This is a genomic window from Rheinheimera sp., assembly GCF_030824435.1.
Taxonomy (GTDB): Bacteria; Pseudomonadota; Gammaproteobacteria; order Enterobacterales; family Alteromonadaceae; genus Pararheinheimera.
Map to the genome: position 1 here is coordinate 35,470 of NZ_JAVBXS010000015.1, position 19,292 is coordinate 54,761.

General features: G+C 48.3%; 17 protein-coding genes. 13 read left to right on the forward strand and 4 right to left on the reverse strand.

All coding sequences use genetic code 11. From position 1 onward, the window contains the following. Positions 1-490: 490 nt before the first annotated feature. The 3 genes from RCH83_RS02220 to RCH83_RS02230 are packed head-to-tail and all read right to left on the reverse strand — an operon-like array spanning position 491 to position 2,915. Positions 491-1,885 (reverse strand): ATP-binding protein, encoded by a 1,395-nt coding sequence (locus tag RCH83_RS02220; protein ID WP_306518610.1) that lies wholly within the window; start codon positions 1,883-1,885, stop codon positions 491-493. After that, the gene (locus RCH83_RS02225) at positions 1,875-2,543 is read right to left on the reverse strand and encodes a response regulator transcription factor (RefSeq protein ID WP_208932613.1); all 669 of its coding nucleotides are present in this window, start codon (positions 2,541-2,543) and stop codon (positions 1,875-1,877) included. The genes RCH83_RS02220 and RCH83_RS02225 overlap by 11 nt, the downstream gene beginning before the upstream one ends. A gap of 15 nt (positions 2,544-2,558) precedes the next feature. After that, on the reverse strand, positions 2,559-2,915 hold the full coding sequence (locus tag RCH83_RS02230) for a diacylglycerol kinase (RefSeq protein ID WP_208932614.1): 357 nt from the start codon (positions 2,913-2,915) through the stop codon (positions 2,559-2,561). Positions 2,916-3,015: 100 nt separating this feature from the next. Between RCH83_RS02230 and RCH83_RS02235 the strand changes: the two genes are divergently transcribed. The 8 genes from RCH83_RS02235 to RCH83_RS02270 all read left to right on the forward strand — a co-directional run bounded on the left by RCH83_RS02235 (position 3,016) and on the right by RCH83_RS02270 (position 14,315). Beyond that, a complete protein-coding gene (locus RCH83_RS02235; protein WP_244151393.1) occupies positions 3,016-4,992 on the forward strand; it encodes an LTA synthase family protein in 1,977 nt (658 codons plus the stop codon). A 128-nt stretch (positions 4,993-5,120) separates the two neighbouring features. Next, entirely contained in the window at positions 5,121-5,846 is a 726-nt protein-coding gene (locus RCH83_RS02240) for a phosphatase PAP2 family protein (protein WP_306518612.1), read from the forward strand. Further along, the gene (locus RCH83_RS02245) at positions 5,839-7,494 is read left to right on the forward strand and encodes a phosphoethanolamine transferase (RefSeq protein WP_208932616.1); all 1,656 of its coding nucleotides are present in this window, start codon (positions 5,839-5,841) and stop codon (positions 7,492-7,494) included. The genes RCH83_RS02240 and RCH83_RS02245 overlap by 8 nt, the downstream gene beginning before the upstream one ends. A gap of 44 nt (positions 7,495-7,538) precedes the next feature. Next, a complete protein-coding gene (locus RCH83_RS02250; protein WP_306518614.1) occupies positions 7,539-9,407 on the forward strand; it encodes a hypothetical protein in 1,869 nt (622 codons plus the stop codon). Positions 9,408-9,781: 374 nt separating this feature from the next. Further along, on the forward strand, positions 9,782-10,324 hold the full coding sequence (locus RCH83_RS02255; RefSeq protein WP_208932622.1) for a recombinase family protein: 543 nt from the start codon (positions 9,782-9,784) through the stop codon (positions 10,322-10,324). 186 nt (positions 10,325-10,510) lie between these two features. After that, on the forward strand, positions 10,511-11,506 hold the full coding sequence (locus RCH83_RS02260) for an AAA family ATPase (RefSeq protein ID WP_306518616.1): 996 nt from the start codon (positions 10,511-10,513) through the stop codon (positions 11,504-11,506). 21 nt (positions 11,507-11,527) lie between these two features. After that, the gene (locus tag RCH83_RS02265) at positions 11,528-14,029 is read left to right on the forward strand and encodes a S8 family peptidase (RefSeq protein ID WP_306518618.1); all 2,502 of its coding nucleotides are present in this window, start codon (positions 11,528-11,530) and stop codon (positions 14,027-14,029) included. A gap of 58 nt (positions 14,030-14,087) precedes the next feature. After that, positions 14,088-14,315 (forward strand): hypothetical protein, encoded by a 228-nt coding sequence (locus tag RCH83_RS02270; protein ID WP_306518620.1) that lies wholly within the window; start codon positions 14,088-14,090, stop codon positions 14,313-14,315. 121 nt (positions 14,316-14,436) lie between these two features. Here RCH83_RS02270 and RCH83_RS02275 read toward each other — a convergent pair whose 3' ends face one another. Beyond that, on the reverse strand, positions 14,437-14,787 hold the full coding sequence (locus RCH83_RS02275) for a DUF3703 domain-containing protein (protein ID WP_306518622.1): 351 nt from the start codon (positions 14,785-14,787) through the stop codon (positions 14,437-14,439). A 90-nt stretch (positions 14,788-14,877) separates the two neighbouring features. Here RCH83_RS02275 and cadR point away from each other — a divergent pair, with 90 nt between their 5' ends. The 5 genes from cadR to RCH83_RS02300 all read left to right on the forward strand — a co-directional run bounded on the left by cadR (position 14,878) and on the right by RCH83_RS02300 (position 19,190). Further along, on the forward strand, positions 14,878-15,297 hold the full coding sequence (cadR, locus tag RCH83_RS02280) for a Cd(II)/Pb(II)-responsive transcriptional regulator (RefSeq protein ID WP_306518624.1): 420 nt from the start codon (positions 14,878-14,880) through the stop codon (positions 15,295-15,297). Between the two features lie 68 nt (positions 15,298-15,365). Continuing rightward, a complete protein-coding gene (locus RCH83_RS02285; protein WP_306518626.1) occupies positions 15,366-16,250 on the forward strand; it encodes a cation transporter in 885 nt (294 codons plus the stop codon). A 47-nt stretch (positions 16,251-16,297) separates the two neighbouring features. Beyond that, the gene (locus tag RCH83_RS02290; protein ID WP_233080762.1) at positions 16,298-16,612 is read left to right on the forward strand and encodes a hypothetical protein; all 315 of its coding nucleotides are present in this window, start codon (positions 16,298-16,300) and stop codon (positions 16,610-16,612) included. A gap of 51 nt (positions 16,613-16,663) precedes the next feature. Next, entirely contained in the window at positions 16,664-17,941 is a 1,278-nt protein-coding gene (locus RCH83_RS02295; protein ID WP_306518628.1) for a TolC family protein, read from the forward strand. A gap of 4 nt (positions 17,942-17,945) precedes the next feature. After that, positions 17,946-19,190 carry an efflux RND transporter periplasmic adaptor subunit gene (locus tag RCH83_RS02300; RefSeq protein WP_306518630.1) on the forward strand — a complete coding sequence of 415 codons (1,245 nt, stop codon included), beginning with the start codon at positions 17,946-17,948 and terminating at the stop codon, positions 19,188-19,190. The last annotated feature ends 102 nt before the right edge of the window (positions 19,191-19,292 follow it).

The following is a 19,292-nucleotide window of genomic DNA, read 5'->3' on the forward strand; positions in this document are numbered from 1 at the left end:
CGGTTATGCCGCAGCAGAAGTTGATTTTTGTGTGTCCCAGGTGCTGCGCGGGACTTACTTATGTTGACTTGAAATTGGCCTCTTCTTGTAGTTAATCCGTTTATCAATAAGCTGACTACGATTCATGGCGTTATCGGATCTATTAGTGGTTAGTTCAATAAATGAACGAAAAGCGATAGCAGTTATATCCTGCAACAGCTTTAAACCAGAGCAAGAAGCGGGTCCTTACCAGTAGGCTAAGCAATCTTATCGTCAGCCCACCATAGGCGGCTAAGTGCCAATCGCTGACGATGGTAATAGAGATAGTCGAATCGCAGCTTTTCACAGAAAGCGGACATGATTGCCTCTGAAAGTGAACAGCAGCGTTCGAAAAACTTGAGAGATCGGCGTATTGCCAGAACGTTAAAACAGCGAGCATCCTGTATTTATAAAGTCAGACATGAAAAAAAGGCCTGAATGAGTAGACAACTACACTCCCACCAATCGTCAACTAAACTACATTTTCAGGGATTTCTAACACAACGCTGAAGTAATTATCATCACTAATATGCCATGCCAAATTCATTCGATGGAGTTCTACTACTTTTCGTACTATGGATAACCCAAGACCAGACCCGGCGATATCCTGATGAGCTGCATGCCGGAAAAAACGCTCTCCCAATCTCTTCAGTTCAGGCTTCGAATTATCGGGGAACTGATTAGTAATGGTCAGTTTGTTTTGCGTGAGCATTTCCGAATATACCACCTGTACCACGCTATTTGGACGGGCATATTTTGCTGCATTGTCCAGCAGATTTCGCAAGACGCACTGAAATAGGGCGGGTTCAACAAACAATATGACTTCTGAGCCAACGTGAATATCCCAGCAGACATTATCAAGGTGTTTGCCATCGATTTGTGCCATCGCATCGGAAATCATTCCTAACAACGGTATCTGCCTTTTGTCCAGATGACTTAAATGCTCTAGCTTCTGCATTTCCATCAGTTGGAAAACCAAATGTGACAGGCGTTTAGTACTTTTTTGGATAGCTTCATTTGCCAACATAATCTCATCCATTGATTGCGATTTGGCTAAGTTATCAGTGTGAAGCTGAAGAATGCTAAGGGGCGTTCGAAGTTCATGGGATGCATCGGCGATAAACCGTTTTTCTTGTGCTATGTAAGATTTGAGTTCACCCAGCAAAGTATTCACCGCATGCTGAATAGGCTGCAGCTCTCTGGGTAATTCCATTTTTACAGGCTTTAAATCAGCAGGATCACTGCCGGCAAGTCTTTCGGATAATTCGTTGATTGGCCTTGTTCCCAAATAGACTGTCAGCCACACCAGTATAAAAATGGGAATTACAGCAAAACTAAGTGGTAATAACTGATCAATGGTTAGATGAAAGCTGAGTTCACCACGAACATCCTCACGTTGTGCTGTAAATACCCAGACCTTTAAGTCTTCAGCAAATAAGCTAAAGCCAACCCATTCATAGCCATCAAAATTGACAACATGATAACCGACTTCCATTGGTTGCAATGGATGCGTGCCGGCATTCGCAGAGCGCAACAGTAGCTGCCCGTCCTGACTCCATACCTGGACAGCAATTTTACTCTCATATTTGTGCCCTTCTGGGTGGCGCTCCTGTGCAGAAGTGCGCTCGATTCCATCTTCAATAATCCGTGGCACTTCAATAACGGTATTTGAAACGGAGGTAGCAACTGTTCTTTCGAGTAACAAGTGACGGACCAACCTTGCATACTGGGCAAGCTGCGCATCAAATAACTCATCCAATTCGTGGTGAGTGCTATAAAAAGTACTGACGCCGGTCACGCTCATCAACAGCAAAATGACGCCGTTAATACTTAGAAGCAGCATGCGGCGCAAACTTTTAATTTTCATCGTGATTCTTCAGTGTGTAACCAAAACCGCGGATTGTTTTAATCACATAAGCGGCGGTTTTCTTTCGAATATTGTGAATATGGACTTCCAACGAGTTGCCCTCGTTATCACCATTCCAACCTGTGTTGATTTCCTCCAAATGCTGCTTGGAGACAATTTTTCCCTGATGTAACATCAGCTCTTTGAGTAGCAAAAACTCACGACTGGTCAGGTGGACGGGCTTATCTTTAAAGGTGCAGCTATGTCGCTGGATGTCTAACAAAAGTTCATGACTCATCAGAATATCCTGATGTCGCTGCTGATGCCGTCTAAGAATGACCCGCAAGCGCGCTTCAATTTCTCTGACATCACAGGGTTTAAGCACATAATCGTCAGCTCCGGCATCCAGCGCTTCAATTTTGGTTTCCAGATGATCCCACGCGGTCAGTACCAATATTGGCAGTGATAGTTGTGCGGACCTGAGGGTTCTAATCACCGGCAGTGCGACCCCATCAGGCAAGCCAAGATCGAGGATCATGACATCAAATGTACTGTTTTGAGCAGCCTGCAAAGCCTGCTTCCCAGAGATGCAATGCTCTACGCGATAGTGCAATCGTTCAAGCGCAACGATCAGACCTTGCGCAAGCAACTGATCATCTTCGACCAATAAAATACGCATAAAGCTGACTCCAATTTAGATCAGGATAATGCTCCAGACTAAGAGCGCTGTGACAAGCATGGTTAATACTGCTGCTGAGCCTATATCTTTTGCCTTGCCACTAAGCTCGTGATACTCGGAGCCAATCCGGTCAACAACGGCTTCTAGTCCTGTGTTCAGGAGTTCAACGACCAATACTAGCATTAGGCTTAACACTAACAGTGCTCTTTCAACCGCGCTGACATCAACCCAAAAAGCAAATGGCAGCAACACCAGCAATGCCATCAGTTCTTGTCTGATCGCAGCCTCAGAGTGCCAACTGCTGATAAAACCCTGTTTTGAATAATTGGCCGCACTGATAAGTCTGCGCCAGCCCTGATGATGATTTTTCATATTTTTAACTCCGTTTATTCTATGTTAAATCACTAGCCTTAAGGGAATCTTAAGTTTGGGTGTTTAGGCTACCTATCGTGGTGAAAAAAGGACGAAATGAATGCAGCATGGTGTTTTTAACAAATTGATGAGTGCTTCTATCTGGGGGCCTTATGTGCACCTGGTCCGGATGATTTGGATTGGATTATTCAGTTTAAGCGTCAGTCGTCTCGCATTGGTGCTATGGCAATATGAGCGGGTGGAGCCGACGCAGTCATTCGGTATGATTATGTTGCAAGGGGTTCGAGCCGACTTCATTTTAATGTGCTTATTGGCGGCTATCCCGGTACTACTGTCGCTGTTTCTGGCCTGGCCGCCGCTCAAACGCAGTTGGTTCCGTTTTACCTATGGCTGGAGTCTGGTGGTCTTAATTGCCGTTGTCTTTCTTGAACTCTCCACGCCGTCTTTTTTACTGCAATACGATATCAGGCCCAATCGTCTTTACGTTGAATACCTGAAATACCCTAAAGAAGTGTTTTCGACCTTATGGCATGGTTTCAGATTACCCTTGGTCCTTGGGATTGCGATTACAGTAGGTCTTGCCCTGCTATTTCGGCGCTTACTGCGGGTTGCTGATGCGGATCTGCAACTATGGCCGGTCAACCTGCATACATTAATCTGGCCTCTGGCAGTCTTTATCGTTTTTGCCGGGATCCGCTCGACTACCCAGCATCGTCCTGCCAATCCGGCCATGTTTGCCATCACCGCGGATGCCATGGTCAATTCACTGGTGATCAACTCTGGCTATTCGGTCCTGTACGCCATCTACAGCCTCAAGCATGAAGCCAGAAGCACTGAGGTCTACGGTAAACTGCCAGAAGATGCGATGGTTGCACAAACACGCGACTGGCCATGGCTGAAAGACTACCAGTACACCAATCCGGAATATCCGACATTGCACTGGCAGCAAGCGCAAGTCAGCCGGCAAAAGCCACTGAATATAGTTATTGTGCTGCAAGAAAGTTTAGGGGCGACTTTTGTGGAGTCACTTGGCGGTGTACCAGTCACACCGCATCTTGAAAAACTGAAAGCCGATGGTATTTGGTTTAATAATTTATACGCCACCGGGACTCGTTCAGTCAGAGGTATTGAGGCGGTGGTCGCGGGTTTTATGCCCACGCCGGCGCAGAGTGTGGTGAAACTATCCAATAGTCAGAATGGCTTTGCCACGCTGGCATCGGTCTTACAGCAACAAGGTTATCAGACGCAGTTTGTGTATGGTGGGGAAGCCCATTTTGACAATATGCGCAGTTTCTTCACCGGTAATGGTTTTAGCGATGTCGTCGATTTGCCACGGATGAAAGCACCGCAGTTTGTTGGTAGCTGGGGAGCCAGTGATGAGGATTTGTTTAATACTGCACATCAACAGTTAATACAGATGCATGCCAAAGGCCAGCCATTTTTCAGTCTGATCTTTACCTCAACCAACCATGAACCTTTTGAGTTTCCGGACGGACGGATTGAATTGCACGAGGAACCCAAGTCAACGGCAAACAACGCCGTCAAATACGCGGATTGGGCGATGGGTCAATTCTTTGATAAAGCGAAAGCGAGTGCATATTGGCAGGATACAGTGTTTTTGGTCGTTGCAGACCATGACAACCGAGTCTACGGCAGTAATTTGATCCCTGTGGAGAAATTCCATATTCCTGGGCTTATCCTCGGAGGGCAAATCAATGCTGGCGTGATAGAGCCTCTGGCAAGTCAAATTGATTTGGCGCCCACTTTGCTGAGCCTTGCAGGTGTTTCTGCCTGTCATCCGATGGATGGCAGGGACTTTATTGCGGATCCAGCAAGCCCAGGACGAGCGCTTATCCAGTTCGATAATTTGTTTGCCTTGATGACAGACGAAGATTTGACCATTTTACGGCCAAATGACACGGCGCTGATTGGTCATTACGATAAGATAACGCGGCAGCTAAACCTCAAATCCGGCGCGGCTGACGAGTTGAAGCAGCAAAAGGCTTTAGCCCATGTGCAGCTGCCGTCCTACCTCTACCGGGAGCGGAAATACAGCAGCAGTGTCAAATGCCAGTGAGCACATGATTGAGCCCTGGACACTAATTCGTTTGCGACAGATGGCTGTCAAAAAAATGTTCAACTTAAGTCAATCTTAAGTATCACTGTTTAGGCTGCATGTATCTGAACACAACATCTTGTCAGGGCATGCAGCAAATTCAATTCCGGGACTTGTTAAATCATATTGTGATGCCGACCGCATTTTTTGCCGTTGGTTTTGGCATTTTTTATGGGGCCGGGTTCGACTTTGTGCTGGCTTCTGCCATTTTTGAACTCGAAGGCGGCCAATGGCGATTAACTAACCATTGGCTATTCAGCGATGTGTTACATAGCGGCAGCCGCCTTCTCAATAACATCATCCTCGCTAATTTGCTGGGTTTTTGGCTATACCAACAGTTATCCCGCAAGAGCAGCTCTGAACGCACCATTGCCTTGACCAAACTAGTGCTCAGCTTGCTGCTCAGTTTTACTATCGTCGCCCTGCTTAAGCGTATGCTGCCGGCTGAATGCCCTTGGGACCTGCAACAATTTGGCGGCAATTTACCATTTATTGGCGTGTTTGCTGACAGACCCGCCGCTATGCATCCCACACAATGTTTCCCAGCCGGTCACGCCAGTGTGGGCTATGCCTGGGTTGCCTTGTACTTTTACTTTTTGCCGGTGTGCCCAAGAAAGGCTCGCATTGGCCTCACTACCGGTTTACTGATCGGTTTATTACTTGGTGTTACGCAGCAACTGCGTGGCGCACATTTTCTCTCACACGACTTGACCACGCTTTGGCTCTGCTGGGTTGTCAGTAGCCTAGTGTATCTGACTTATCCAAATCGCATGACTCCATCGTACGAAACCTCTCAGGAACAGCATTATGTATAAATACTTACGCCGCTATTATCCCAGCCTCGTAGTGCCGGATATCCAACGCCCGGCACAAAGCTGGCATCCGTTCCTATTGATGCTGGTCGCGGCTGCAAGCATGACGTTGATGCTCAATGGTCCCTTTTATACTGCACTGCAGGCACATATTCTTGGTCAAGCCGGTTTGCAATTGACACTGATTTTTTTGGTATTTCTGCTCAATCTGATGTTACTGCTGTTGATTGCGCACGGCCGTATGCTGAAGCCGGTTGTGTTGTTGCTATTTTTAGCTGGCAGCTTGAGCCTGTATTTTAATCAGGCTTTTGGTGTGCTTATTGACAAAGATATGCTGCAAAACGCCATTGAAACCGATCCAGCGGAAGCCCGCGGACTGCTCAGCGGCGGACTTGTGCTTCACTTGTTGCAGTGGATGCTTTTTCCTTTACTGCTCGTCAGCCTGGTGCGTGTGCAACGTTTATCGCGGAGGATGTATTGGCAGCACCTGTTGGTTGCTTGCACGCTATTCATTGTCACACTGACTGCCGTAGGCGCAACACAATACGCCGAGCTTGCGTCCTTTTTTCGAAATTTCAGAGCGGTAAAACATCTGGCTTTGCCTGTCAGCCCGATCATTGCCGGTATCTCTCTGGCGGCGAAATCAGTCAAAGCACAAGTGCCGCATGAATTTCATGTGCTGGCCAGTGATGCGACGCGTCAGCAGTCAACAGGCCGGCCAAAGCTATTGGTATTGGTGGTCGGGGAAACTGCCCGGGCCGATCATTTCCAGCTCAATGGTTATCCACGTGCAACCAACCCTTTGCTCAGTAAACTCCCTGTGATGAGTTTTAGTCAGGTGAGTTCATGCGGGACCGCTACCGCACATTCTGTCCCCTGCATGTTTTCAGTGATGACCCACGATAACTACGATGAGGCAACAGCAAAAGCCAGTAGTAATATTTTGGATATCCTACAAGCGACGGGTATTACTGCTAGCTGGTTCGATAACAATTCAGGCTGTAAAGGTGTCTGCGACCGGATCCCGTCGGAGTTTTTGTTTCAACAGCCCGACGCCCGCTGTAAAGATGGTCAGTGCCTTGATGATGTTTTACTAGATGGGCTTGCCCGTGCACTCACAAGTAAGTCCGATGGTGACCGCATTATTGTTATTCATCAATTGGGGAGCCACGGCCCTGAATACTTCAAACGAAGTGCTGGGTCAGATAAAGTTTTTGCCCCTGAGTGCCAGGACAAACAGCTACAGCTTTGTGACCGCGCTGAAATAATCAACGCTTACGACAATAGTATCGTTGCAACGGACCGGTTGCTAGCGACCATCATCGCACAGCTCCAGCAGCAGGAAGATTACAATGCCGCCATGCTGTATATGTCCGATCACGGCGAGTCCCTGGGGGAAAATGGCGTGTATCTACACGGGTTGCCTTATTTTATGGCACCTGAGGAACAAACCCACATTCCGTTAATCTGGTGGATGAGTAGTGGTTATCAGGCGATCACCAAATTAAACGCCGATTGTTTAGCGCAATCCCGTGATAAACAGCTCAGCCATGATTATCTGTTTCACAGCCTGCTTGGTATTTTTTCTGTAAAAACCAGCCTTTACCAACAATCACTCGATATGTTCAGCGGTTGCAGAATCAGCGATTAGCGTACACAGATAGCATGGCAGCAAACAACCAACGGCGGTGGGATATGACAATCGGACAGTTCACAATGGTCAATAGCGATACCAAGCGCCAAGCACAGCACGTCATGCTGATGTGCCTTCTCTTGGGCCTGCCAGGTACTGCGTTAAGCGCTGAAACCACGGGGGCTGCAGTAGCGACAGATTTTGTTAATAATAGTGCCCAACCAGACAAAGACCAACAGGAAGTGACACTGGCAGATCTGTGTGGGATGTCAGTCCCCTCAAAGCAATCAGATGAAACCACCGTAACTCGCCCCGACTGGCCTTCGACCCTGCAAGTAGGACAAATTGATTTTCGTGTGAACCCGATTTTTGACGAGAGCGACCCCGACACATTTTGGCTGCACCGCTTTGCCAACTGGATCCATATCAATTCAAAACCATGGGTGCTGGAGCGTGAATTACCTTTTAACACGGGCGAGCAAGTCAGTGCGACTGATCTGCTCGAAGCAGAGCGATTGTTGCGACATAAAAGCTACCTGCGTGATAGCCGGATCAAGGTTCTGCCGGAATGTAATGCCGATGGCAGTCGCAATGTGCAGGTTGAGACCTGGGACACCTGGAGCTTGTTGCCGACCTTAGGATTTGGTCGAAGTGGCGGTAGCAATAAATACTCTTTCGGTTTTAAAGAAGAAAATCTGTTGGGCCTTGGTGTCAGGACCAGCTTGAAGTATCAGTCCAATTACCTGCGAACCGGCTATGAGTTCAGGAATGAAATTCCGTTGTCGTTGTTTGAAATCAATGGCCTGGAGCACAGCTATGCCTGGCTTGAATGGGTCGATAATGATGATGGTTCTAGACAGGCGTTCCAGCTTGAACATCCGTTTTATAAGGATGATACCGAACTAATGTGGCGTTTAGGCTGGATGCGTTACGACCGGCTTGAACAAATTTTTCATAATAATGCACTGGAAAATCAGTTCCGCACGGAGCAAAAACAAACCGAGTTGTCTTACGGTCGGCTGCTATCCTTTAGCGATCAGACCAGTTGGCGTTTATTGCTAGGGTATACCGAAGATAGTCATCGTTTTATGGAAGATCCTTTGCATCAGAGTGCGGCGTTACCTCAAAACCGGCTCTACCAATATCCATGGGTTGGATTTGAATACATGGAGCATCAATACAAAACGCTGTCGGATGTATTTTTGATTAATCACACTGAAGATATTCATCTGGGTTGGCGCCATCAGGTCCGTTTAGGTGTACAAACGTCCGATCTTGCACCGGAGAAACAACTTGGGTATCACTTTGAGTGGCAGGCAAGTAAAGGTTTTGGTGATCAGAACCACCTCACGCTACTGAATAGTCGACTATCTTTGCAAACTGGTGCAGATAGTGGTAATCAGACCGAACTCCGTTTGGAAATAGAGGATGTTTATCGCCTGACCCCACGCTGGGCAATCTACAGTCACCTGAGATATGACCAGCGCAAGCAGAACTATCTTGACGACCCACTGGCGCTTGGCAGTGAAGATGGGGTTCGCACCGATGGCGGTATCCGTGGCTATCCGGTGCAGTACCAGCATGGCTTACGCAGAGCGTTGGCCACTGCCGAACTGCGCTGGTATCCGCAAATAACTCTTTATCAACTGGTGGATGTTGGCTTTGTGGCTTTTGCCGATGCTGGACGGATTTCAGGAGGCAAAGTCAGTAACCCATTTGTCCCGATTGATACAACCACAGAACATCGTTTTGACTTAATAACCCCAAATAGTCAGCAATCCTGGTTAGGAGCCGTTGGCATAGGGGCGCGTTTTTATTCTGCCCGCTCAGCCAATGACAACGTCATTCACTTGGATTTGGCCAAGCCTGTTGGAGCTGGAAATGATGTCAACTCTTACGAGCTGCAGTTAAAAGTGGAGCAGCGGTTCTGATGGCACAAGCCTCGCAGCTTCATATATTGGCAGGTCGGAATTTTTCATCATCGGGAGAACTTCGATAGAATTTTCCAGTATCACTGACGTTACTGTTTTACGTCTGTGGTTTGATAAACCATCAATAAGCAAAGCTCAAAAACGAATGTCCGAAGATAAGGCAGAGTCGATATTCGTTTTTTCGAGATTCGTACTATTTGAACAACTTTAATTCGCTTACTGCTGATCTCAACGTCACTGGGTTACTCTGAAAGTGTTCTATTAAATCATAAATTAGTAGACACTTTAAAATCCACCTCTTATACTGTCTATTAAATCGTCAATCATGTAGTTAGTAGACAGTTTGTCTACTATTCGATTTAGGAGACATTCTGATGCGTCTTTTTGGTTATGCTCGCGTTTCAACCAGTCAGCAGTCCCTCGATATTCAACTGAAGGCTTTGGCTGAGCATGGTGTTGAACCATATAGGATCTTCAGCGATAAAGAATCTGGCAGTCACCTCAAACGAGAGGGGTTGCAAACGCTGTTAATGAAGGTGGAGAAAGGCGATCAGGTACTTGTCAAAAAACTCGACCGGTTGGGTCGTGACACCGCAGACATGATCAATCTCATCAAGGAATTCGACAACATGGGGGTAGGTGTTCGTTTCATTGATGACGGGATCAACACAGAAGGCGAAATGGGCAGAATGGTTGTCACGATTCTGTCAGCTGTTGCCCAGGCAGAGCGGCATCGTATTTTGGAGCGGACCAATGAAGGACGGCAGGAAGCAAAAGCCCGGGGCGTTAAGTTTGGTCGGAAGCCAAAAATCGATAAAGCCAAAGTTATTGATATGAGGGCTGCAGGCAAATCTGCGACGGAAATATCACGCGAGCTTTCTATTGGTCGATCCACCGTTTACAAAATTTGCGGATGATTATGAATGATCCGAAAATGGAAGCGTGGTTCCAATAGTCTGCTATCACCGGTAGAGTATGAAAACAGTAACCAAAAGTAGCTGGGTAGTGTCTAGTCTGTTGATGGCGAACGACGGCTTAGTGTTTTTTATCGTGATTGCTTGCTCAACAAGATACAATAACCTCATAGCGAGGAGGACTACATTATGGCAAGTGCTGACCAATTAAAAGCGCTGCTCCAGTCACATTTGGAGGGCGACGAAAATCGTTTTTATTCCGTTGCCATGCAAGTGGCGGCTCATGAAGCAAAGCGCGGCCACGGTAAGCTTGCCGAAGAGTTGCGTTTGTTAGTTGATCAGGCAAAATCCCGCCGTGCTGTAACCTCGGATAATAAAGCCGTACCTATCAGTAGGCCAAAAGGCGAGCTGGCTAATCTGTTATCTGTGAGTTATCCCAAATCACGGTTGGGCGATATGGTACTGAATGGCGAACTGACCCAACAGTTGGAGCGGATTATTCGTGAGCAGCGTCATGCTGCGGAAATCTTATCGCATGGTTTGTCCCCGAGACGTAAACTGTTGTTGGTAGGCCCTCCTGGCACAGGCAAGACGATGACTGCATCCGTGCTTGCTGGTGAGCTTGGTTTACCTTTGTTTCAGGTTCGTTTGGATGGGTTAATCACCAAATTTATGGGCGAGACAGCTTCAAAGCTGCGGCAGATTTTTGAATCCACCCATCATGCCCGTGGTGTCTACTTTTTCGATGAATTTGATGCTATTGGTTCTCAACGTGGTTTGGCAAATGACGTTGGTGAAGTACGGCGTATACTCAACAGCTTTCTGCAAATGATAGAGCAGGATGACTCACACAGTCTGATCATCGGCGCTACTAACCATCCGGACATTTTGGATAGTGCGCTGTTCCGTCGTTTCGATGATTTGTTGCATTACGAACTACCTGATGAGGCTCGTATTGCCAGCGTGCTTAAGTCCCGTTTATGTCGCATGGCAATCAAAAATACCTCTTGGAAACGTTTGGCTGACAAGGCTTTAGGGTTGAGCTATGCAGAGTTGACTCGGGCAGCTGATGAGGTGCTTAAAACTGCTCTGATTGAACGGGTCGAAACGATTTCAGAAAAAGATGTTGCTCAGGCCATTGAAGAGCGCAGGAAACTATCCAATCGACTAAATAAAATCGGTTAATAAAAACGAAAAGGACATTCCATGGCGGAAAGGGAACAGAACAACCACCCGCATTTTATATTCCAAAATAGTGCTCGCGTAGAAAGTTTCAAATCGCCACCCACAGGAGGCGGCGGCTCTGATATCCCAGCCAAAGACAGAAACTCGCACGGTGGAGGCTTGCTTGAAAAGCTCCATCAACTGACTCCCGTACTGGCCGAAGCGGCTGCTCTACAGCGAGAGGCGGGTGTTGGAGAAGGCATCGGTCTGCAAATTGAGTTTGAAAGCTTTCCTGATGTTGAGTTGGCCTTTGAATCTCTTGCCAGAGAGCGCTCTGGCATAGAACTGCGGAATGTCAGACAAGACAACAACAAAACTTTCGCTACTGTGTTTGTTCCAGATGGAAAGTTGGAGTTTTTCGAGAAACTTATCACCGATTATTTGGACGAAAATAACGATAAAAAGAGCGGTCCTGCTCATAGCAAATTGATCAATGCTATTTCTGAAATTCGTGCTGCGACATTACAGGCCCTATGGACTGATACTCCAGATTCTATGCCGACGAGAGATGATGAGCATCTATGGTGGGAAGTTTGGTTGCCAACCAGAGGTGACAGGCAAGGGATAGTAGATCAATTTAAAGGTATGGCGGCCGGACTAGGTTTTCGCAATGCGCCTGGAGTGCTTCACTTTCCAGAGCGTTCCGTATTGTTGGTATATGGCTCTGTCGGCCAGATGAAGCGCTCAATGATGACTTTAAACAGCATCGCTGAGTTACGTCGTGCTAAGGAAACCGCAGAGTTCTTTGATCAACTGACTCCGCAAGAGCAACCCGAATGGGCGGCTGAACTCAATGGACGTTTAACACTTCCTGCAGATGGCGCCGATGCTCCACATGTCTGTTTGTTTGATACCGGTGTTAACAATGGACATCCACTACTACAACATGCTTTATCCAACGACGATAGGCACACTGTGGAGCCGGCTTGGGGAGTGGATGATGCGGAAGGGCATGGTACTGAAATGGCAGGACTTGCCCTATTCGGAAATTTGACGGATGTGCTATCAGAGCTCGGGCCGGTTTCTATCCCATATCGTTTGGAGTCCGTTAAACTACTACATGAAAACGGCGCCAACGGTGGAGACGCGCAGCTTCATGGTTACTTGACTTCCGAAGCGGTAGATCGCCCAGCTATCACTGCACCACATCGAAAGCGAGTATTCAGTATGGCGATTACAGCCAGAGATAACCGTGATCGTGGGCGCCCTTCGGCCTGGTCAGCAACTATTGATCGACTTGCTTATGATGGTGATGCACAAGGTGAGACTCCAAAACTGTTTGTTGTGTCGGCAGGCAATATCAGAGACCCAAATGCGTGGATAACATATCCTGATAGTAATACAACTGACGGTATTCATGACCCTGCACAAGCCTGGAATGCACTAACTGTCGGTGCGATGACCAACCTCGTAAGGATCACTGAAGCAGATGCGCTGCATTATTCCCCTATTGCAGAAATAGGTGGTTTAAGTCCTTTCAGCACGACTTCCCAGACATGGGAACCTCATTGGCCGTTAAAGCCTGATGTGATGTTCGAAGGAGGTAACGCGGCAAAAGATGCTTTAGGCGCTTCTTGGATGAGCAGCTTAAGCCTCCTGACGACTCATGCAAACCCAACAGAACGTCTGTTCACAACGAGCAATGCAACAAGCGCGGCTTCTGCTCTTTGCGCACGCATGGCCGCACAATTAATGGCCCGGTACCCAGAGCTATGGACTGAGAGTATTCGGGGCTTAATTGTGCATTCTGCCAAGTGGACCTATGCGATGAAACGTATGTTTCTTCCTCCTCGGGGTGAACCCACCAAAGCACAAACAACACAATTGGTAAGGCATTGCGGCTTTGGAGAGCCTAGCATCGACAGGGCCATGTGGAGCGCTGATAGCTCGTTGACAATGATTTGTCAGGAGTTTTTGCAGCCATTTAGGCGGGAAAAGGGAGAAGAACCCAAGCTGCGCGATATGAATTTGCATCGTTTGCCATGGCCATTAGCCGAATTGGAGGCGCTTGGAGAAACGCAAGTCGAAATGAGGGTGACACTGTCTTATTTTATTGAGCCCAACCCGTCTGCTAGAGGTGTTACCTCTCGATACAGATATGAATCACATGGCCTTCGTTTCGATGTGAAGCGGCCGACCGAGAGCGAGGACGCATTTCGCTCCCGGATAAATGCAGCAGCCAGAGATGATGAAGATCGAATTGTTAGTAACGATACAGACGCTAACTGGTTAATAGGAAAGAAGAACAGACATAAAGGCTCACTGCATTCAGATATTTGGGTGGGCAGCGCGGCAGAGTTGGCGAGTCGGGGCGTTTTAGCTGTTTATCCTTCACTTGGTTGGTGGAAAACAAGGCCTGCACTTGAAAGATATGGTCAGCGGGTAAGGTACTCTCTGATTATTTCTATTCATGCGCCTGATGTCGATGTAGATTTATACACGCCTATTGCGAACATGATTGGTGTGGAAGTTGTTATCGAGTAGGCCTTCGGCGATATCAGTCTGCTCGTAGCCAGGCTACCAGAGGTTTATGGGGGAATTCATGATGAAATATATAACATTGTTCCTGACGTTGATTCTAAAGGTTTTCTTTTGGCTACTTACATCTGCACAAGCAAATTCGGACGACAAGAAACAGATTGATTGGTTAGATAACCCTAGATCTGACCCTCTCCATTATGGCGATTGGGAGGATTACAATGGCAATATTTACTCCAAAAACATCGATGGCAACCATTATGATCAAGCGGGCAAAAAGTGGAATGAATAAGTACCAGTCATCGTACTCGGCTCACTTTAGGTGCCAGTAGAAAGACGACTCAGTAATTTTTAGTCATCGTCGCAAATGAATCAGGAATAGCTCAAGTGTATTTACGCGCACAGGGTGAGGACTACGAGTCCTGCTTTTTCCCTACGGGCGCTAATATTTCTCTGAGCTCTTCCGGAATGGCCATCGGCTTAAAGGCACAGGCGTTCGAACGCCCCGTATTGCCAAGTGGCAGGCGATTAAAAAGATGACCAAAAGGTGTTAACAACAACCGATAGCTTAGGCCTGCCAGTTCGCGCCAGTCTGCGGTACAAAGGGCCAACCAGAGCATCTGCAAATGACACAAAACGTCTTGTTGACCAAGGATGTGGGCGTACTCCAGGTACGTAAAACTTCTCTCATAGTCCTTTGATTTGCGCGCTTGGTCGGCCAGCGCCAGGTATTCAAAATAGGCGAGCAATACCTTTGGTTCCATCACTATCCCTGGTCAATTAAAATGCAGTTTCTGCTGGCTGCATTATGATACATTTAATGCTTAAAGTAACTTTAGAGTTGGTGAAAGGCAATGAAAATTGGTGAACTGGCGGCGCTGGCCGGATGTGAAACGGAAACCATCCGATTTTATGAAAAACAGGGATTGTTAGCCGCTCCGGCAAGAACCGCCTCCGGATATCGAACCTATCAGCAGCGCCATCTCGAAGATTTACAATTTATCCGGCATTGCCGGGCCTTTGATATGAGTCTGTCGTTGGTCCGGCAACTCCTGAAGTTTCGTGAAGCTCCCAGCCAACCTTGTGGGCAGGTAAATACGCTGATCGATGAGCAATTGGGGCATTTAGACACGCAATTAACCCAACTTCATCAATTAAAAGCGGATTTACAGGCATTACGGGCGCTTTGCCAGGATGACCATCAGGCCAAAGACTGCGAGATCCTGAAAAATCTGGTGCATCCATGTGCCAGTGATTGTGTACAACATCGGTGAAAAAACTGTTGACCTTAAAGTGGCTTTATAGTTTTTAATGGCGGTATCTTGTTCAAAGTGAGGCCGCTATGTCAGATTGCCAATGTAAAGCCCAGGTGCAAGCCTCTGAAAATGCTCCGTTGCCTGAGTGTTCTGTATCAGATTTGCACCACAAAACCCGCTACCACATTCGCAAGATGGACTGCCCCTCAGAAGAAAATCTTATTCGAATGGCGCTTGGCGCGTTGCCACAGGTGCTACAGTTGCAATTTTTCCTGCAAGACCGGCAGCTTGATGTGGTGCATCAAGGCGGTACGGACGCCATCACCCAACGTCTGGAGTCATTAAATTTAGGTGCAGTACTGCAAAGCTCAGCGCCGTTTCAGGCCGACCCAACAGCGTCAGTTGATAACAGCAAAGCCGATGCAGACGAACGTAAGTTATTACAGCGATTGTTGGCGATTAATGCCGTGATGTTCGTCACAGAACTTATTGTCGGAGTCTGGGCACAATCCACCGGCCTTATTGCCGACTCGTTAGATATGCTGGCCGATGCCGCTGTCTACAGTGTTGCCTTGCTGGCTGTTGGCCTTAGCGCCGCCAAAAAAGTCAGGGCTGCCCATCTTTCAGGTTGGTTGCAGGCGTTGCTTGCAGCCGGTGTGTTGTTCGAAGTAGCACGACGGTTTTGGGCTGGCACTGAACCCATGTCGACGCTGATGATTGTAATGGCGAGTGTGGCACTTATAGCGAACACTTTATGTCTTTATCTCATCTCACAGTCACGCAGTGACGGTGCGCATATGAAAGCGACCAAAATATTCTCGACCAATGATGTTCTGGCGAACCTCGGGGTGATTGTTGCCGGTGGCCTAGTCGCCTGGACGGGATCGGGCTATCCGGATTTAGTGATTGGCGGTATCATTGGGATAATTGTCCTTGATGGTGCAAGACGTATATTAGCGCTACGCACTTAACATAAAGGATTGTTGTGTCTAAATATTCCCGATGGATATTGTGGTTTATGTTTACGATTATGCTTAATCATGCTTTTGTAGCCTGTGACAGCATTGTCGTACATTTACCGACAGAACATCATAATCTGATTTCTTTCGGGGATAATGCTGCGCACCAACACAATGAACATCAAACATCTCACGCCAATGAGGCCGTCAATGATGTTGACGACCCACATGAGCCCCATGTGCATGTGATGTGTTTTGTCGCTTATATGACAAGCGCAGCGGCAGAGTCCGTTGTTCAGACCATCGTTCCGTTTTCCCGTGCTGAAGCCTTCAGCATGACGTACGCTCCTGCTGTGCCCCCGCCAAATGCCTGAGATCATCGTTTTTAGTTAACAACGTGATTTTACATTTGACGGAGAATTTCTATGTCCCGCCCTTATTGCAAAGGCGCTGTTGCCTTGGCATTGCTGTGTGTCGCATCTTTTTCGGTGACGGCGCAAGAGCTTGCGATCACTACAGCGTTAGAAAGAACTTTAACGAGCAGTCCACAACTGCAACTTTATCCTTATCAGCTTCGGATTGATGAAGCTAAAACCCTACAAGCTGGTCTTAAACCAAACCCTGAGCTTGGTGTTTCTGTGGAGAACGTCCTTGGAAATGGCAGCCTCAGCGGCGTTAAAAGCGCAGAGCTTACGCTGACACTGAGTCAGGTCATTGAACTTGGCGACAAGCGTCAGCGCCGTCTGGAGAGCGCAAGTGCAGGGAAAGCACTGACACAGGCCCAATACGAACTCGACCGGGTGGATGTTCTGGCCAAAACCATGACCGACTATCTGGATGTGTTGGAATTGCAGACGGTGCGCAGCTGGACCGCTGAACGCCTGGTGATGGAGCAAAACGCACTGCAGGTCGCGACAGAGCGGTCACGGGCAGGACTAGTCACTGACGCGGATGTATTGCGGCTGAAAAGTCGGGTGCTCAAAAGCCAGATGGATTTAAAAGCGCTCAAAGCCGAACTGCAGGTTGCAGTACGCCAGTTAGCCGCCAATTGGTCCAATGAACCGGATTTCGATACGGTGCAGGGGCAGTTGGCGGTGTTGCCGATGCTGCCATCGCTCAATGAGATGCTGGCAGCGCTTGATAGCTCGCCACAACTTGGGTTCTATCTGACACAGGAGCGTTTGGCGGGCACGCTGCAAAACCTGGCGATCGCCAATGGCCAAACCGACCTTACAGTCGGGGCTGGGGTGCGCCGTAACGAGCAGCTGAATGAGAATGCGTTTGTGCTCAGTGTCAGCATGCCTCTGGCACTTTCAAACCCCAATGCCGGTGAGATTGAAGCAGCGAGGGTGACTTCAGAGCGTTCAGCGCATCAGTTAAAGCTCAGTCGTCAGCAATTGCAGCTCTCTACGGGCCGGTTATATCAGCAATTAACCCTGCTTTCAGAGCAAATCCATGATCAGCAACAGGCCATTCTTCCGGCGGCGGAGTCGGTCGTGCAAAGTACACTCAAAGGGTATGAGACCGGCATCTTTGATATGACGGATTTGCTCTCTGCCCATGAAGATTTGCTAAGCGCCAAACGCAACATGATTGACGCTCAGGCCCAGTTTCACCGTCAGTTAGTCGAACTCGAACGTCTGGTGGGAATGCCTTTAGTGGTCAACGGACCTGCTGCATTACCATCCCGCATGAAGGAATAACAATATGATGAATTACATCCGTTTTATATCAACGGCTTTACTGCTAACGGCATTCACAGGGTTTTGTGGCCCGTTACAAGCCAGCGAAGAGCATGACCATGCTGACGAACACGCACAAACCGAAGAGAGAAAAGGCCCCAATGGCGGGCATTTACTGGAAAAAGGCTCGCTGACACTGGAAGTTGTGCTCAGTGAAAACGGCGGCAAACCAGAGTTTCGTTTATTTGCATCTGATAATGGAGAGCCTCTGGCCCCCGGGACTTATCAGGCCGGACTGACACTGGAGCGTCTGGGAGGTCGTCGGGATGTGCTGACTTTGCGCCCACGTGGTGACATGCTGGTCAGTCAGGAGCCGGTCGCAGAGCCGCATTCATTTGAAGTGGAAGTTGCACTCAGTGCCAAAGGTCAAAATCATACCTGGCACTTTGAGTCCTACGAGGGACGCACCGAACTTGAAGCGGATGTGGCAAAAGAGTCCGGTTTAATCAGCGAGCCTGTGACTTCAGGTCGTATTCGCACTCAGGCGCATTTGTTTGGTGTGGTATCGGTGATCCCAGAGCAGCAAAGCAGGCTCAGTGCGGTCTATCCGGGCGTCGTGCAAAGTGTGGCGGTGCGGATTGGCGACAAGGTCAAAGCGGGTCAGGTTGTGGCCACGGTACAAAACGCAGCGACATTAAAAAATTACAGCATTAAGGCGTTGTCGGACGGTGAAGTTACTAACCGGTTTGTGAATCCCGGAGAAAAGGTATCGGACCAGGCGTTAGTGGAGATCAGTGATTTATCCACCGTGTATGTCGAAATGTCGGCCTTTCCGGGGGATACCGCCAAAATGGCGCGGGGCAATCCGGTGGTCGTGCGTGATGTTCATGGCGAAGAGCAAACGTCCAGCCAGATTGAATATATTGCACCACAAATGACCGGTGGCCATATCGCCAGGGCCCGTGCCGTTGTGCGCAATGACAACGGGTACTGGCGTCCGGGCATGCACGTTAAAGCTGATGTGGAAGTGGCCTCGGTGGAAGCACGCCAAATCGTGAAGAAATCAGCCCTGCAGGAATTTAACGGTGAAACCGTTGTGTTCATCCGGGTTGGCGATATTTATGAAGTGCGAATGCCGGAATTTGGTGCCAGTGACGACAGCTTTATCGAGGTGTTGTCAGGTCTGGAAGAACAAGTTGAGGTCGTCACCCAGAATAGTTTTTTAATCAAAGCCGACATCCTGAAGTCTGGCGCCAGCCATGAACACTAGGAGCCAACCATGATCCAGAATATATTGCGACTATCGCTCAGTCGCCCGTGGATGATGATGGTCTTCGGACTGCTGATCCTCGGCGTGGGCGTTTGGCAGACA